The organism is Gleimia europaea ACS-120-V-Col10b (assembly GCF_000411155.1).
Lineage (GTDB): Bacteria > Actinomycetota > Actinomycetes > Actinomycetales > Actinomycetaceae > Gleimia > Gleimia europaea_B.
Genome location: NZ_KE150267.1, coordinates 115,818 through 132,169 on the forward strand (window position 1 = coordinate 115,818; position 16,352 = coordinate 132,169).

Annotated in this window: 16 protein-coding genes; 10 read left to right on the forward strand and 6 right to left on the reverse strand. The window is 57.7% G+C overall.

Annotated elements, in window-relative coordinates; genetic code table 11:
- Positions 1 to 39: 39 nt before the first annotated feature.
- Positions 40 to 1,401, forward strand: coding sequence for a citrate synthase (locus tag HMPREF9238_RS07590; protein WP_016444876.1), 1,362 nt, complete (start codon positions 40 to 42; stop codon positions 1,399 to 1,401).
- Between the two features lie 91 nt (positions 1,402 to 1,492).
- Here HMPREF9238_RS07590 and HMPREF9238_RS07595 read toward each other — a convergent pair whose 3' ends face one another.
- Together HMPREF9238_RS07595 and HMPREF9238_RS07600 are read right to left on the reverse strand one after the other, a co-directional pair.
- Positions 1,493 to 2,263 carry a Maf family protein gene (locus HMPREF9238_RS07595; RefSeq protein ID WP_016444877.1) on the reverse strand — a complete coding sequence of 257 codons (771 nt, stop codon included), beginning with the start codon at positions 2,261 to 2,263 and terminating at the stop codon, positions 1,493 to 1,495.
- Positions 2,256 to 4,046 (reverse strand): DUF885 domain-containing protein, encoded by a 1,791-nt coding sequence (locus HMPREF9238_RS07600; RefSeq protein WP_051109831.1) that lies wholly within the window; start codon positions 4,044 to 4,046, stop codon positions 2,256 to 2,258. The genes HMPREF9238_RS07595 and HMPREF9238_RS07600 overlap by 8 nt, the downstream gene beginning before the upstream one ends.
- A 339-nt stretch (positions 4,047 to 4,385) precedes the next feature.
- On the opposite strand from HMPREF9238_RS07600, the gene HMPREF9238_RS07605 reads away from it, so the two are divergent.
- The 3 genes from HMPREF9238_RS07605 to HMPREF9238_RS07615 all read left to right on the forward strand — a co-directional run bounded on the left by HMPREF9238_RS07605 (position 4,386) and on the right by HMPREF9238_RS07615 (position 6,257).
- The gene (locus tag HMPREF9238_RS07605) at positions 4,386 to 4,667 is read left to right on the forward strand and encodes an HU family DNA-binding protein (RefSeq protein ID WP_016444879.1); all 282 of its coding nucleotides are present in this window, start codon (positions 4,386 to 4,388) and stop codon (positions 4,665 to 4,667) included.
- 140 nt (positions 4,668 to 4,807) lie between these two features.
- On the forward strand, positions 4,808 to 5,590 hold the full coding sequence (gene nagB / locus HMPREF9238_RS07610; RefSeq protein WP_016444880.1) for a glucosamine-6-phosphate deaminase: 783 nt from the start codon (positions 4,808 to 4,810) through the stop codon (positions 5,588 to 5,590).
- 343 nt (positions 5,591 to 5,933) lie between these two features.
- Positions 5,934 to 6,257, forward strand: a complete 324-nt coding sequence (locus HMPREF9238_RS07615; RefSeq protein ID WP_016444881.1) for a DUF3039 domain-containing protein — start codon at positions 5,934 to 5,936, stop codon at positions 6,255 to 6,257.
- 104 nt (positions 6,258 to 6,361) lie between these two features.
- Here the strand turns inward: HMPREF9238_RS07615 and HMPREF9238_RS07620 are convergent, their stop codons facing one another.
- Positions 6,362 to 7,708, reverse strand: a complete 1,347-nt coding sequence (locus tag HMPREF9238_RS07620; RefSeq protein WP_016444882.1) for a nicotinate phosphoribosyltransferase — start codon at positions 7,706 to 7,708, stop codon at positions 6,362 to 6,364.
- Between the two features lie 58 nt (positions 7,709 to 7,766).
- Between HMPREF9238_RS07620 and clpS the strand changes: the two genes are divergently transcribed.
- From clpS to HMPREF9238_RS07640, 4 genes are read left to right on the forward strand one after another with little or no spacing between them, the layout of a single operon-like run.
- Positions 7,767 to 8,072: an ATP-dependent Clp protease adapter ClpS gene (gene clpS / locus HMPREF9238_RS07625; RefSeq protein ID WP_016444883.1), complete on the forward strand. Its 306-nt coding sequence runs from the start codon at positions 7,767 to 7,769 to the stop codon at positions 8,070 to 8,072.
- A complete protein-coding gene (locus HMPREF9238_RS07630) occupies positions 8,047 to 8,664 on the forward strand; it encodes a DUF2017 family protein (RefSeq protein ID WP_156824464.1) in 618 nt (205 codons plus the stop codon). The genes clpS and HMPREF9238_RS07630 overlap by 26 nt, the downstream gene beginning before the upstream one ends.
- A gap of 3 nt (positions 8,665 to 8,667) precedes the next feature.
- Positions 8,668 to 9,483: a glutamate racemase gene (gene murI, locus HMPREF9238_RS07635; protein ID WP_016444885.1), complete on the forward strand. Its 816-nt coding sequence runs from the start codon at positions 8,668 to 8,670 to the stop codon at positions 9,481 to 9,483.
- A complete protein-coding gene (locus HMPREF9238_RS07640) occupies positions 9,480 to 10,277 on the forward strand; it encodes an MBL fold metallo-hydrolase (protein ID WP_016444886.1) in 798 nt (265 codons plus the stop codon). Before murI ends, HMPREF9238_RS07640 begins: the two co-directional genes overlap by 4 nt.
- Positions 10,278 to 10,307: 30 nt before the next feature.
- On the opposite strand, the gene rdgB is transcribed toward HMPREF9238_RS07640, so the two are convergent.
- Both rdgB and rph read right to left on the reverse strand, forming a co-directional pair.
- Positions 10,308 to 10,925, reverse strand: coding sequence for an RdgB/HAM1 family non-canonical purine NTP pyrophosphatase (rdgB, locus tag HMPREF9238_RS07645; RefSeq protein ID WP_016444887.1), 618 nt, complete (start codon positions 10,923 to 10,925; stop codon positions 10,308 to 10,310).
- A 94-nt stretch (positions 10,926 to 11,019) separates the two neighbouring features.
- The gene (rph, locus tag HMPREF9238_RS07650) at positions 11,020 to 11,784 is read right to left on the reverse strand and encodes a ribonuclease PH (RefSeq protein WP_016444888.1); all 765 of its coding nucleotides are present in this window, start codon (positions 11,782 to 11,784) and stop codon (positions 11,020 to 11,022) included.
- Between the two features lie 32 nt (positions 11,785 to 11,816).
- Here rph and nudC point away from each other — a divergent pair, with 32 nt between their 5' ends.
- Both nudC and HMPREF9238_RS07660 read left to right on the forward strand, forming a co-directional pair.
- Positions 11,817 to 12,764, forward strand: coding sequence for an NAD(+) diphosphatase (gene nudC, locus HMPREF9238_RS07655; RefSeq protein ID WP_051109832.1), 948 nt, complete (start codon positions 11,817 to 11,819; stop codon positions 12,762 to 12,764).
- 87 nt (positions 12,765 to 12,851) lie between these two features.
- The gene (locus HMPREF9238_RS07660) at positions 12,852 to 14,978 is read left to right on the forward strand and encodes an ATP-dependent DNA helicase UvrD2 (protein WP_016444890.1); all 2,127 of its coding nucleotides are present in this window, start codon (positions 12,852 to 12,854) and stop codon (positions 14,976 to 14,978) included.
- Positions 14,979 to 15,093: 115 nt separating this feature from the next.
- On the opposite strand, the gene HMPREF9238_RS07665 is transcribed toward HMPREF9238_RS07660, so the two are convergent.
- Positions 15,094 to 16,074, reverse strand: coding sequence for a hypothetical protein (locus HMPREF9238_RS07665; RefSeq protein WP_016444891.1), 981 nt, complete (start codon positions 16,072 to 16,074; stop codon positions 15,094 to 15,096).
- Positions 16,075 to 16,352: the final 278 nt, after the last annotated feature.

Genomic DNA, 16,352 nt, shown 5'->3' on the forward strand with positions numbered 1-16,352 from the left:
AAGCTAAAAGTTTTCCGCAAGCTCAGGAGGAAGGCGGAGATGGCAACTGAAAAGGGCAAGACCCCAAAGACAGAAGTAGCCGACAAGGTGGAGAACACCAAGAAAACAAGCGGGCTACTTACGGTTGACGAACACAAAGTTGAACTTCCGCGAGTAGTGGCCACCGCCGGCTCGGATGGTCTCGGCATCAACAAAGTTCTGGCAACCACTGGCGTAACCACCTACGACCCCGGCTTTACCAACACGGCGTCCGCCTCATCCGCGATCACCTACATCGATGGCGGTGCGGGTATTCTGCGCTACCGCGGATACCCCATTGAGCAACTCGCAAAAGGCTCCAGCTTCCTGGAAGTTGCATACCTGCTCATTTATGGGGAACTACCCGATGCGGTGACCCTCGAAGCTTTCATCCGTCGCGTGCAGCGCCACCGCCTGCTACACGAGGACTTCCAGGCCTTCTTCGGCGCCTTCCCCAGCAACGGGCATCCCATGGCCATCCTGCAGGCTGGCGTTGCCGGCCTCGCAACCTACTACCAGCACACGCTGAACCCGGACGATGACGAGGCAATGGACAAGGCGTCGGTGCTACTGCTTGCGAAGGTGCCGACCATGATCGCGACCATTGCCAAGCGCGCCGCCGGTCTACCACCGCTATACCCGGACGCGCAGCGCTCGTACACTGAAGACTTCATCCGCATGACGTTTGGCCTGCCATACCAGTCTTACGACATTGACCCGGCCATCGTCCGCGCGCTTGACATGCTACTGATTCTGCACGCCGACCACGAGCAGAACTGCTCCACCTCGACCGTGCGCATGGTTGGATCCGCGAAGGCGAACATGTACGCATCTGTTGCTGCTGGTGTTGGCGCGCTCTCTGGCCCGCTTCACGGTGGTGCTAACGAGGCCGTTTTGCGCATGCTCGCAGAGATTCGCGACTCTGACATGACGGTTAAGGACTTCGTAGCGAAGGCCAAGGATAAGACGTCGGGCGTGCGCCTCATGGGCTTTGGACACCGCGTGTACAAGAACTACGATCCGCGCGCAGCCATCGTCAAGGGCGCTGCACACGATGTTTTGGAGCGCCTGGGCAAGCAGGACGAACTTTTGGACATCGCGTTGGAGCTTGAAGAAATGGCTCTGAATGATGACTACTTCGTTGAGCGCAAGCTCTACCCGAACGTGGACTTCTACACGGGCCTCATCTACTCGGCTCTGGGCTTCCCAACCAAGATGTTCACACCGCTGTTCGCAATGGGCCGACTACCCGGCTGGATTGCGCAGTACAGGGAGATGGCTCGCGACCCGGAGGGACGCATCGGCCGCCCGCGTCAGGTTTACGTTGGCGAAACCGAGCGCGACTACATTCCGCTCCGCAACCGTTTGCGCAAAGACAGCTAACTATTAGCTGGTTATCTAACCAAACAGGGGGAGGGGGGACGCAGTATTTCCGGCGTTAAACCCTCCCCTGTTCACGCGTTGCGACAGCGCGCTACTTGTTCCAAAGGCCGGGCCAGAAAACGCCGAGCTCCTTTGTGATCTGGCGAAGCAGAGGCAGTGAGATCCCGACCACCGAGTGTGGATCTCCGGTAACTCCCGCAATGAACGCACCGCCAAGGCTATCGATGGTGAAAGCTCCCGCAACTTCCAGAGGTTCTCCCGTAGCTACATAAGCGCGAATCTCATCTTCATCGAGGTCAGTGAAATGAACCGTGGTGGCGCATGAGTCATACCGCGTGTCGAGGATCGTTAAACCGGTTGGGCCATTGTTTGAGCCTCCCGGCGAAGTAGCCGAATCGTACTCAACGCGAAGTAGTGTGATTGCGTGACCGGTGTGCAACACGACGTCGTTGCCTGAAAGCTCGCGAATACGGCTCACGGCGACTTCGGGTGAATGAGGTTTGCCAACCAGTGCGCCGTTCACTTCCAGCATCGAATCGCACCCAACCACGATCGCCGAGGCAGGAGCGGGCATGCCTTGCTGGCGCGAGAAGTCGGCGATCTCAGTGGCGGTAAGCGCCTGGGCTACCGACGCGGCCTTCACCTTCGCTAAGGCCATTACCTTTTGTGCCGCCTGGTGGGCGGAGGTGGCATTCTCAAACTGGGCGAGAACCGCGTCCTCGTCTGCATTTGACACGCGGATCAGCGGCTCTATGCCCGCCGCGCGAAGCGTTTTCGCACGCGCGGGTGAAGCTGAGCCAAGCACCAAAACGGTACTGGTATTCGCGTGCTCAGCGGGAGAGAAACCCGGGGTATCACTCACAGCTCATCACGTCCTCGAGGACGGCCAGTGGAAGACCGCCGAGCGCCAGCGCGGTGTCGTGGAACTCGCGCAACTTCGTGCCGTGGTTGCTTGCTTGAAGCGTGCCGGCGGAATGCGCGGACAGCCACTTGCTGCGCAGATCTTGCCAAACGCGTTGGCCCACTTTGTAGGACGAGGCTTGTCCCGCCCAACCAAGATAGCGAGTAGTTTCAAACTCGAGGAACTTCGGATCCATAGCCACATTCAGGCTCATGAATGCCCAAAGATCATTGCGATCCCAAACCCCCTCGGCGACGTCGGTCTTACCGAGGTTAAGGTACGGAGAGGTGTTAAGGGCGCCCTTGTACGCCCTATCGGAAATGCCGATCGAAGACAGGTAAGCACTCGTTGGTTTCTTAAGACCGAGGTGAACGCCGATATCTACCAGGACGCGCGCGGCGCGTAACCTTTGCGCATCCAACATGCCGAGCCGCTCAGCAGGGTGCTCCAAGAATCCGAGCTCGTCCATTAACTGTTCGGCATACAGCGCCCAACCCTCACCGTAACCGGAGAACCAGCACAACTGGCGACGCCACGTGTTCAGCGTGTCTTTCAAAGACACTGCGCGGCCCAGCTGCATGTGATGGCCAGGCATACCCTCATGGTAGACCGTAGTTTTCTCCTGCCAAGTGTGGAAAACCTCCACGCCTGGAGGTACGGCCCACCACATCGTTCCCGGCCGCGAAAAATCATCTGTTGGCTGAGTGTAGAAAATACCTCCATCGCCAGCTGGCGAAATCTTCGCTGCTAGTCTGCGCATCTGATCCGTTACCGTGAAATGACGGCCCGACAGGTACTCAACGGCCTCGTCCGACGTCTCCTGCATCCAGCGCTGAAGCGCGTCCACGCCGTGAACCTGGTGCGCCGGGTCGTTATTCAACCTCTCGAAAGCTTCACCTACCGTGACCGAAGGGCCATACAACTCAGTGACGATCGCTTCTTGTTGCGCATGAATATTGCGCAGCTCTTCAAGCGCCCACGCATAAGTTTCTTCCGGATCGATCTTCTTACCCAAGAAGTGAGCCGACTTCAGAATGTACTCGTCACGCCCAACCGCATCCCGATTGATCGCAATCGGTGCCACATTCTGCTTAAGCCAGGCCGTGAAGTCTCTTGTCGCTGCCTGCGCGCCGCGTGCCGCCTCTTCAAGCTGTTTGTGTAATGCTGTATACCTGCCCACGGTTGAATCATTAAACTCTTTCAATAACCTGCCGTACGGATCCTGCGCCCCGCCTTGAGCCGTCAAATCGCCGAGCACGAACTCAACCTGCGTCCTCGTGGGGATGCGCCCAGCTTTGATAGACCATTCGAGGCCGCGCTTGTACGAGTCGAACGCCTCTGGAACTTCCTGCACGCGGCGCACCAAGTCCGCCCAATGTTCAGCGGTTTCCATCGGCATCAGCGTGAACGGGTCACGGATCGCCTGCACTGGCGAATCAATGTTATTCAGCTCGCCAACTGTCAAACCAGCCTCGAACAGTTCCAACTGATTACCCAAATCCCAGGTCAAAGCCTTACGAGTAACCGAATCAACCTCGTCCTCGTCTCTCACGGTTGAACCATGCTGAAGCGTGCGCCTATAAAGCTGCGCAAGCTCAGAAGCACCTTCGGGGGAAAAGTCTGAAATCGTCCTTCCCGCGAACGGTACCCCCATGCCGATCGCCACTTCCGGAACAAAACCAATGAGACTTGCTACAAAATCGTCCGTTACGCGATCCAACGCAGAAGGTGTACGCATCATCATCCTTTCTATGCTTGCCCTTCAACTCTAAAACATGGGTAGGACAAACAATTTAGAACAACAACGACCAGCCGACACAGCTAGAAACAGCAGCCAAATGAAAACCATGCTCAAGATGTCAAAGCGCGTCCGAGAAGCCTACGAACAAGCGAAAAACTTGTGATCCTAACACGATTTTCAGCGCGCGTAAAAATGCCGCTTAAAAATGTGGGAAATTACCCGAAAACGTTCAAAACTCGCTGTTTCAAGCTGACAACACGCCCTTAAAGCCTTAGTGTGTGGGTGTTAGAGCGAAAACCGCTCGTAACTGTTCATATTGGTTTTCTACCGGAAGGTTCCAACATGTCCGTAAACCGCACTCAGCTTGTTGCAAAGATCGCCGAGAAGGCTAACCTCACCAAGGTTCAGTCCGACGCCGCTCTAGCCGCATTCCAGGAAGTCCTAATTGAGTCCCTTTCCGCTGGCGAGCCCGTCAAGGTAACCGGCCTCTTCTCCGTCGAGCGTGTTGAGCGCGCTGCCCGTACCGGCCGTAACCCGCAGACCGGCGAGCAGATCCAGATTCCTGCTGGCTTCGGTGTGAAGATCTCCGCTGGCTCTACCCTCAAGAAGGCCGTCCAGAAGTAAGCGGCGCGTGAAGCAAACTAAACAAAGTGGCGAGGATAACCTCGCCACTTTTCTTCTTTCTACTTAATCGACCCAAGTGAGGGTGCATATACTTAAACGCGTAGCTGGGCTACGCTAACCAATCTAGTTAAGGAAACCGAATGAAGATTGCTATTCTTCCAAACAACGAAGCTATTGGTAAAGTCGGCGCCGATATTCTCGAATCGGCACTAAAAGACAAGCCTGATTCTGTAATTGGTCTGGCCACGGGCTCTAGCCCGCTACCGCTGTACAAGGAACTGATTAAGCGACACCAAGCCGGTAATCTCAGCTTCGCCCAGTGCCGAGCATTCACTCTCGACGAGTACATTGGTCTCGAAGCTGGACACCCGGAAAGCTATGTGAACTTCATTCACCGCGAATTTGTTGACCAGGTTGATTTCGCCGAGGGGGCGGTGAACACGCCGAATGCTCTTGCTGCTGACCTCAACGTTGCAGCCGCCGAGTACGACGCTTCCATCCGGGAAGCCGGGGGAGTTGACTTCCAGGTTCTCGGCATTGGTTCAGACGGTCACATCGCGTTCAACGAGCCGGGCGACTCGCTCGCATCTCGCACCCACGTTGTGTACCTACACGACCAAACGCGCCGCGATAACGCTCGTTTCTTCGACGATGACATTGACCAGGTTCCCACCAGCGCCATGACGCAGGGCCTTGGTACCATCCTCGAAGCACGCAAGATCATCCTTTTCGCGCAAGGAAAGGGCAAAGCGCGTGCAATTCGTGAAATGATTGAGGGCGGCATTTCGTCTCGCTGGCCGGCATCCGTGCTCCAGCTACACCCCTTCGTTTATGTACTTGTAGACGAGGACGCAGCCTCCGAGCTCGAACTTTCTCCCAACTACCGCGAAGACTGGGAAAACTACTACTCAGCAAACTTCTAGGCTAGCTCGATGGGGGCGTGCAGGCGGTGGTCTGCATGCCCCCTTTCGCATGTCCACGCGCTCTAGGGCTGTGGAGCCTGGAAAAGCGAGTTCCTGGTGCCACCCACCGGGGTGTTTAAGTAGCGTGAGGGGAAGTGCCGGTTTGGGATCCTGTTTGGGGCAGTTGGGGTCGGAATACCGTTTAATCCGTCCTCTAAAACCGCAACCGTGAGGGGAAAGTGCCGGTTTGGCTGCCGTTTTCTGCCGCTTCGGGTCTGAATACCGTTACGGCAGTTTGGGTCTGAATCGTTGTGTGGGGCGAGGGGCGGTGGATCAGCGGTTGGAAACTACCTAAACTAGAGGCATGTTCAGCTTCAATTTGGATGCGCCAGACCAGCCGCAGGCGCCAAGCGCGCCCTCTCGCTCAACCAACACATCGGTGCTGGAGCGAACGGAGACGAAAGAGCAACGCTCTCCCGGCGACGGCGACCGCTTCGCCCACTACGTGCGCCGCGACCGCGTAACCAAATCTCTGATCACCGGCCAGCCGGTCATCGCATTGTGCGGCAAAGTCTGGATCCCCATGTCAGACCCGTCCAAGTTTCCCGTCTGCCCGCGCTGTAAAGCCCTGCGTGACGAAATGGGAGCGCACGGCCCTAACTGGCCCTACTCCGACGGCAACGAGTAACCCAGCCACTTCAGTTCTGACATGAAACCGCCCACCCGGGCGGTTTCATCATAAACGGGTAGCGGCCGCCAAAGGCGACCGCTACCAAATCTTCCAAACGGGAGCTAGTTGTCGAGTTGCACCATCCTGGTGGGGATGGCCGGCTCGCCGGCAGACAATCGCCATGCGGCGTAAGGAAGCTCGTTGCGCGACTGGCGGTGGCGTTCGGCCGCAGCCTCCAGGGCGCCCGGCCCCCACAGCTCCGAACGGATCTGCCCGTCCGTAACCAGTGGGATCTGCAGTGGGCGCGCCCCCTCGGCCTCCAAAATCTTGTGTGCTTCCTCGACGGTGCCGCCGGCAACGATGAGCTCTTCGGAAGCGTAACCCTCTTCGTCTCTGATCCGGCCCGCGATCTTACGACCCCCAACCGTGGACTTCGACGCGGACTTCTTACCAACCTTAACCATGTTGCCGGCCTCGTCCTCACGCGCAACCAGCTTGTAAACGAGGGCAGCGGTGGGAACGCCTGAACCCGTCACCATCTTCGTGCCCACTCCGTACGAATCCACCGGAGCGGCGCCGAGGGCAGCAATAGCGTACTCATCCAGGTCATTCGTCACCGTGATCTTTGTGGACTTCGCATCCAGCGAATCGAGCAGTCCGCGAACCTTAAATGCCAGGGCCACAAGATCGCCCGAATCCAAGCGGACTGCGCCAAGCTCACCGCCCATCTCACGAGCGAGCTTCACACCCCGCTCCACCGCCTCAAAAATGTCGTAAGTGTCCACGAGGAGCGTGGTCGAAGGGCCAAGGCTTTGAATCTGGAAACGGAACGCGTCTTCCTCTGAATCATGCAAAAGCGTGAACGAGTGCGCAGACGTGCCGACGGTGGGGATGCCGTAGCGGATGCCGGCCTCCAGGTCAGAAGTGCCCACAAACCCCGCGATAACAGCGGCGCGGGCAGCAGAAACAGCGGCGCGCTCGTGCGTTCTGCGCGCCCCGAAGTCCACGCACGGGCGACCGTGTGCCGCGATCGTCATCCGCGAGGCCGCAGAGGCAACCGCACAGTCGTGGTTCAAGATTGATAGGGCAAGCGTTTCGAGCAGGACGGCCTCAGCAAACGTGCCCTCAACGGTCAGCAGGGGAGAGCCCTCAAAGTAAACCTCGCCCTCGGCATACCCAAAAATGTCGCCCGAAAAGCGAAAATCCTTCAAATAGTCCAGCGCCACGTCAGACACGATCTTGTTTTTATACAGATAGTCGATCTGATCCGCAGAGAACGTGAAACGCTCCAATGCTTCCAAAATGCGGCCCGTACCGGCAACCACGCCGAATCTGCGCGTTGCAGGAAGGCGCCGCCCAAAGAGTTCAAATACTGACTTGCGCTCCGCTGTTCCCGCTTTCAAAGCGGCGTCCAGCATGGTGAGCTCGTACATATCGGTTAGCAGTGCTGTAGATGTTGAAGCAGGCATAAGTTGAGTTTATCCCCAAACCGACACTTTGCACGCCTTAATCTCTTAGGCTGAAAACATGAGTGCAACCCCCACAACCACCACCCGCGCCAGGGTTGATACTGCTCCTGCGCGCGAAAACCACGCCCAGTGGTGCACCGTGGTGTGGGATGACCCCATCAATACGCAGGCGTACGTTGTTGGCGTGTTTCGCCGCCATTTCGGCTACGGTGAAAGCCGGGCCCGCTCCCTCATGCTCCAGGTTCATGAAAATGGGAGAGCCACAGTTTCAACCGGCCTTCGCGAGCGCATGGAAGCCGACGTTTACGCCATGCATTCCTATGGCCTAAAAGCCACTATTGAGCCGGCGCCAGATGCTGCTTAGCGAATTCACCGCCACGCCAGACGGCTACGAAACAACCATTGATGAGGACGTAGCTGTCTTGATGCAAACCCTGCTAGGCGAAACCATTGTCATCCTCGATGCGCCCACACAAGAGCCATTACTGTCCGCCCTCCTATCTGAGGATGAGCGCGACGAGCCCGACGACCCTACGCTGAAGATCCTCCTGCCCTCGATGAGCAGTGATCCCGAAGAAGCCAGTAGCCTGCGTGCCCTCACCGAGGACGCCCTGCGCACACTCAAAACCGAGCGCCTCCAAGTAATCGGCCATAAACTCGCTGAGCTTGCCACCAGCGAATCCCGCACGTTCACCATCGAGCGCGAGGACGTGTGGCAGTGGCTGTCCGGCCTCAATGATCTGCGCCTCGTCCTCGCTGGGCGCCTCGAGGTGAACAAGCTAGACGACACAGAATACTGGTATGAGCGCGTCGCAGCACTCCTCACTCGCGACACCGCACAACCACGCCAGATCAGTGCGGAGGACCTCGTTGGCCTCGTATTCGTGCTCGTGTCTTGGTGGCAAGATTCACTACTTCAGGCGGTCCAAGAGGGCGATACTGCTAGTAACCTCTGAACTATGGATTCCGCTCCAATCGGCATACTTGACTCCGGCGTCGGAGGCTTAACTGTTGCCCGCGCGGTCATGGACAAACTGCCGGGCGAACAGATCCTTTATGTTGGCGACACGGCGCATTCGCCATATGGCACAAAACCCATCGCCTACGTGCGTGAACTCGCGATGGATGTCATGGACCGTCTGGCAGAGCGCGGCGTAAAAATGCTTGTAATTGCGTGCAATACGGCCTCGGCTGCCGTGCTTCGAGACGCGCGGGAAAGGTACGAGGTTGACGCCGGTATCTCCGTCGTTGAAGTCATCCAGCCTGCGGCCCGCCGCGCCGCTCGCACAACTAAAACCGGGCGGATCGGAATTATTGGCACCGAAGCCACGGTCACCTCGGGCGCATACTTGGATGCGCTCGCGGCCGTTCCCGGTCTTGAAATCGTGCAACACGCGGCCCCCAAGTTCGTTGAATTTGCTGAAGCCGGCATCACTACCGGCGACGAAGTGCTCGAAGTTGCACGCGAATACTTACAGCCCATTAAAGAGGCTGACGTTGACACTCTTGTTCTTGGATGCACGCACTACCCGCTACTGACAGGCGTCATTTCGTACGTGATGGGGGAGGACGTGCAACTCGTGTCTTCGTCAGAATCGGCGGCCCATGATGTTTACCGCCGGCTTGTTGAAGAGGATAAGCTACGCGATCCCGCACTTGGCGAGCCCGTCCCAGAGTTTTATGTTACGGGGGATGAGCGCAGATTTGCGCCCTTGGCTAAGCGCTTCCTCGGCCCGCAGGTGGGGGAGATTTCGCGCATGGAGGTGCACTCTTGAGGCTAACCGTAGTTGGATGCACCGGTTCGATGTCAGGTCCGTACTCCGCGGCTTCCTCATACCTGGTACAGGCGCGAGGAGTGGACCTGGACACGGGGCGCACGCGCACTTGGAACGTGATGATGGATCTTGGGCCCGGCTCATTTGGTGCGCTATGGCGCTATATTGACGCGCGAAAGCTTGATGCGGTGCTATTCTCGCACCTGCACGCCGACCACGTGGGTGACGTCATTTCGTTGCAGGTACACAGGCGCTGGTATCCCACCGGACCGCTTCCGCCCCTGTTGCTTGCGGGGCCGGAAGGGCTGATGGGCCGGGTGCGCGGCATCGACGGGTACGCGCCTGACGAGACGTTTGAACAAGAGTTCGTGCCCGTGCAACTGGCCGACCGTGAGCCGCTCCAAATCGGGCCCCTCACCATCACGCCATACGCGGCCAATCACACGGTGCCCGCGTTTGGATTCCGCGTAGAAGGCCCCTCGGAGGGGGACTCCTCCAGCCGCGTGGAGCTTGCCTACACCGGCGACACGGACACCTGCGACAGCATCCAGGAAATGGCCAACGGCGTGAGCTTGCTTTTGTCGGAAGCTGGATTCACCCGCGCCGACACCGCCCGAGGCATACACCTAACGGGTGGGAGAGCTGCGAAAATCGCGTGCGAGGCAGGCGTGGAATCGCTTGTCCTCACCCACATCCAGCCCTGGACCGACCCAAAGACCGTCATCGCCGAGGCCCGAGAAGAGTGGGACGGTGCCATCTCCACCGCATACGCGGGAGCCACCTACTCGCTATAGGGCGCGCCCGCGTGGCGAGGCTTGGGTAATTCAGCCTTTGAGCGCCTCGACAATTCGTGGAGCGAGAGCCGTGAAAGCCTTAGCCCGATGCGAAATCGTATTTTTCTGCTCCGGGGCAAGCTGTGCGTTGGTCTGGCTCATGCCCTCGGGCACGAAGATCGGATCGTAGCCAAAACCATTGTAGCCGCGCGGCTCGTCAAGGAGCGTGCCACGCATAACCCCAACCTCAACCGTTTCGCTTCCAGTCGGCGTCACGAGCGCAGCGGCGCACACAAACTGGGCGCCTCGATGCTGGGCAGGAACGTCGTGCAACTGGCCTAACAGCAGGTTCAGGTTTCCCTCATCATCGCCGTGGTGGCCTGCCCAGCGGGCAGAAAAGATGCCCGGTGCGCCCCCCATAATATCCACGGATAGGCCCGAATCGTCAGCCACTGTTGGCAGGCCCGTTACCCGCGCCAACGCCCTTGCTTTAATGAGAGCATTGCCCTCAAACGAGGTTGCGTCTTCAACCGGCTCGGACACATCAAAATCGCTAGTCGTGGCAATCTGATCCTTCGTGAGAGCAGGCATTAAAGGCGCGAGGATAGCGAGTAACTCATCCACCTTATGCCGGTTTCCCGTAGCTAAAACCAGCTTGAAATCAGGCATTGTCTTGCCTCCTGTAAAGATCCTTCGCACTCTTACATGGCTTCTGTATGACGCTCATCGCTTCTTTTTGGTGTCTACAGTCTTCGTTGAATGGCTACAGTTTCTGGGCTAGCGCAGTCAACTGGATCTGCCGTAGCTGCTCGCAGCCGACCTGCGCCAAACCAAGCAGCTGGTCAAGCTCGCCTCGGTCAAACGGCGCGTGCTCAGCCGTGCCCTGCACCTCAATGAACTTACCCGACCCGGTCATCACCACGTTCATATCCGTGTCAGCGCGCACGTCCTCCTCATACGGCAAATCCAACATCGGCACACCATCGATAATGCCCACCGAAATAGCCGAAACCGAATCTGACAACACCTTACGATTTGCCTTATCCGGGGCGATTAGGCCCTGCTTTTGCCCCCACGTAATCGCGTCGGAAAGCGCCACAAAAGCGCCCGTAATCGAGGCAGTACGCGTCCCCCCATCGGCCTGCAAGACGTCACAGTCGAGCACAATCGTGTTCTCACCCAGAGCCGCCGTGTTCACCACCGCGCGCACACTGCGGCCAATAAGACGCGAAATCTCGTGTGTGCGCCCCCCAATCTTGCCACGCACCGACTCGCGCTGCGAACGCGACGAGGTTGCACGCGGCAACATCGCATACTCAGCCGTCACCCATCCCTCGCCACTACCCGTGCGCCAACGCGGCACGCCCTCAGTTAAAGACGCCACGCAAAGCACACGAGTATTACCAAACTCGATCAGGCAAGAACCCTCCGCATTATCGATCCAGCCACGCTGCACCTTCACCGGCCGAAGCTCGTCGAGAGTGCGCCCATCATGCCTAACAGTTGAAACATTCTTCGAATCACTCATGCTTCAACCGTACCGCGTAATAGCGTGGAAACATGAACATGCCACTACCGCTTTCACAAGGCAACTGGGACCCGTGCACCTATGCGCGCCCTTTCATTGACCCGCGAGGAGTTGCCAAACGCGAAATCCCCGCCAAAACAATGTACGACGCCATCGCGCAGCACTGCGGCCTCCAAGTTGGGACCACCTCCACCTACCTGATCAGCGAACGAGGCCGGTTCATTCCCAACTCCCAAGGTGGTGCTCGGCACGACCTCGATCGCATAGACCCACACCAAATCAAACGAGTGTTCTTTCTGGGAGAAGAGGGAGGCGCGGCCCTCCTCGGCATTCAACTACACCCCACCGACAGCGACGGATACGCCGACCTGCGGCAAAACACCCACCTTGACCCAACGGACGTGCAACTGCTGGCAACTTGCTCCGGACTGGCAAATTGGCACGACAATGGGGCATTCTGTGCGCGCTGCGGCGAACGCACAACCTACACAGCCGCAGGGTGGGAACGCAAATGTCTGGGCTGCGCGCGCATCGAATACCCGCGCACCGACCCGTCAATAATCGTTGCGATCCACGACCAAAACGATCGCATTCTGGTAGCGCACAACACGCGGTGGCGGCCAACGTACGCCTCCTTAGTGGCCGGATTTATGGAAATGGGCGAAGCACCCGAACAGACCGTTGTGCGAGAAACACTAGAAGAAGTTGGACTACACGTAGATCGGATCGAGTACGTCGCATCCCAAGCATGGCCTTTCCCCCGGTCCCTCATGCTCGGCTACCGCGCCCGGGTTGTGGACGGATCCGGGCTTGAACCGGTTGTGGATGGAGTGGAAATCGACTGGGCCCGCTGGTATACGCGTGAAGAATACGCCGATGCTATTCGGGCCGGAGAAGCAGAGGTGCCTGGCCCCATCTCTATCGCCCGCGCCATCATCCGCCAGTGGTACGGCCAGCCCCTGCCCGGCGAGGAAAAGTAGCCGCGCATCTCGATCCACAACCAACGCGCCCGCAATTTGCTGTCCGTCCCCTAACGCATAATGGTTAAGGACAGGAGGTAAAGCAGATTGGGACAAAATCCTAACGCCCTACTTGAAGCGCTCGACCCGGAACAACGTCAAGTGGCCATGCAAGTTACCGGGCCGCTATCCGTGCTCGCCGGCGCCGGAACCGGTAAAACCCGCGCCATCACCTACCGGCTCGCATACGGAACCGCGATAGGCGCGTTTGATCCCGGCTCCGTACTCGCAGTTACTTTCACCCAGCGCGCGGCCGCCGAAATGCGCACGCGCCTAAGAGATCTTGGCGTGCCCGGCGCGCAAGCCAGAACCTTCCACTCCGCCGCGCTACGCCAACTACGCTACTTCTGGCCACGAGCCATCGGCGGGCCAATGCGGCCCATCATGGACTACAAAGCTCCCATTGTCGCCAACGCCGCAAAACGCTTGGGCCTTTCCATCGACAAAACTGCAATCCGTGACATGTCAGCCGAAATCGAATGGGCAAAAGTCTCCATGGTTGGGCCCGACGCATACGTTGACGCCGCCACCACGCAGCTACGCGAGGCGCCCGCCGACCTCGACCTCGAAACCATGGCAACACTGCTGTCGGCGTACGAAGATTCCAAAGATGAACGGGGCGTTATCGACTTCGAAGATGCCCTCCTTCTGCTAACCGGTCTTCTTCAAGAACGCGACGACATCGCGCGAGCAGTGCGATCCCAGTACCGCAACTTCATTGTCGATGAGTTCCAAGACGTCTCCGCCCTGCAATTCGCGCTCCTGCAAGAATGGCTCGGAGGCCGACACGATGTGTGCGTCGTAGGCGACGTTGCCCAAACAATCTACTCCTTCGCAGGAGCGGATCCGGCTTACCTCGTGAATTTCGAAAAATACCACCCCGGAGCTCGGCGAGTACAACTAAACCGGGACTACCGCTCCACACCGCAAATCGTTTCAATCGCGAACAAAGTTCTCGAAGGTGCTGCAGGGATCCGGCGTAGGAACGCCACCTCAGACAAGGGCATGCCCGAAGGGGCCGTCCGCCTTAAATCGCAGCGACCATCAGGCCCAGCCGTATCATTTGCCTCCTATGCCGACGACCAGTCCGAAGCTGCCGGCATCGCCGCGCACATCAAATCCCTAACTGAAGACGGCGTCCCGCTACAAGACATTGCGATCCTCTACCGCACCAACGCGCAATCCGAAGCGTTCGAACAGGCGCTCGCCGATGCCGGCATAGGGTTCATCATTCGCGGGGGAGAAAAATTCTTCGAACGGGAAGAAATCCGGCGAGCAATGGTGATTCTGCGCCAACTGGTTCGCATAAAACTGCCGGCTAGTAGCGTGAATCCGGGGGAGGAGAAAGAGTCTAAAAACCTTGAGGTGCTTGCTAAACCCGAGCAGGTGGACGCCAGTGGCCTCGGCCTTGAAAAAAACACCTTAGAAGCAGTAAAAAATGTTGCCTCCGGGCTTGGATGGACGGTCAAACCGCCATCGGGGCAAGGCGCGGTTCGAGAAAAATGGGAGAGCCTGGACGCCCTCGTCAATCTAGCCATTGAACGCGAAAATTTGCCGTTGGCTGAATTCGTACAAGAACTCAACGAAAGAGCCGAAGCCCAACTTGCGCCCACCATTTCAGGCGTGACTCTCTCATCGCTACATGCAGCGAAAGGTCTGGAATGGGAGGCCGTTTTCCTCGCCGGCGCATCCGAGGGGTTACTGCCCATCTCGCTTGCAAAAACACCAGAGTCGATCGAGGAAGAAAGACGCCTGCTCTACGTGGGTGTTACGAGAGCGAAAACGCACCTCGTGATCTCCTATGCCAAATCTCGCGGAGTGGGTAGAAGCAAGACGCGCGAAAACTCTCGGTTCTTAGACTCAATTTGGCCAGTGGAAGAAATCAAGCCAATCAAACCTAGACGCGTTGCTCCCAAACTGAAAGATGAGCTTGCGGACGCGTCCGAAGATGTAAAGCGTCTGTTCGAAACGCTCAGGCAATGGCGACTAGAGCTATCGCGTGAAATCTCGAAACCGGCCTACACGATATTTACCGACCGTACGCTTATGGCAATAGCCGACGTGAAGCCCGAAACTCTAATACAACTGCGCACAATCCCCGGCATCGGGGCCACTAAGAGTGAAAAGTACGGCGCCGACGTTTTGAGAATCATCCGAGACAATGCGGGAGAGTGATCATCAGATTACTGCGCGGCTCGTTGCTTGAGATGGGGCTAGGTAGTGGAGGAGCTTAATTTACGCACTTGATGGCAACTCTCGGCACGGTTTGTGTTCAGTGGTGTGCTGTCCTTTAGTTTTGAGCGGATTTCTTGCTTACAGGAACCTTCACACTTGCGGGTAGTCCCGTGCAGGAGCACTCGTGGTGAATCGGCCAATTAAAGCGGTTCACAACGAAGTTCTCGTCAATGAACCGAACCTCACCAGGGGGTAGTCCAAACCCATCAATCTCATTCGCAACCAGGCGCGCAGTCATCATTGCGGAAGCCAAGATCAGGTCAGAGGAGAGGCTCGGAAATGGTTGATGGCGGCACTGAATCTGCAGCGCTGGCCACTCTTCATCCATGTCGCGTAAATTGCGGTCCACGCACTCCAGACACGGAGATCCTCCGGTGCGAACAAACGGGCCAACCTGAACGTTATCCTCGTTAAAAATTACTGACAGTAGCGGGATCCCCGAGTCTTGCCACTCGCGGATAAGTGAGTATGAAGATGCCCTCGCGAACAACGCGATAATGAAATGCGGTTCAGATGCTAAAGGTTTGCCCAAGCCAATGGTCCGATTCAACGTGGTACGCGACGAATTGCCCATGTCGTCGCCAAAATACCGCAGGTCAAGCCGCCTTATGGACGCGCCTTGAAGCGACTCCACGAGGGCAGACAAATACGTCCTCATTTTGAGAAACTGCGTGGGGTCACCACAACTGTGCGCCACTATGTCAACGCGGATCTGCTCGCGTTTCCCGAGGGCATTGGTAGTGCCGTCTCGGCGCATTAATCGCTTGCTGTCACTGGTTGACTGCACCTCTGCGGCAAGTTGAGTTAAATGACGCTGTTTTAGTAAATCTTCAAGCTTGTGGATGCGAGCTTCAGAAATGTTGCGCTTCTTCGCGCGTGCATGTGTGGCCGTGTTGGACGAGTGGAACTTCAAACTCTGCAAGTAGGACTGCTCGACGGGTTCAAGACCGGTGAGTACTGTGCTCGCTGGCCCCATGCCAACTTGTACGTCTCCGTTCGCGCGAACAAAAATGGCTGTTCCTTCACGAAGCTGCATTGGTCCTCCTTAGAGCCGCACGGGCTCTACTCGTATTAACAAGGTGACGGGCTGTCTGGTCACATCTGGTAGTGGAATGAAGTGCGCTGGGGCGGGTGGCTGGTCGTGTTTGCTTGGTGGTTTTGATGACGTGGGCGTCTGATCGTGTTGGCCGGCAGTTTTGTCCGGATGGGCATCTGGCCGTGTTTGCTTGGCGGTTTTACGGGACGGTCGTTTGGTTCGGTGGGTTTGTTGTGTTCGCTGGTGATCACAACATGCGGCTGGTTCGGGGGGGGGGG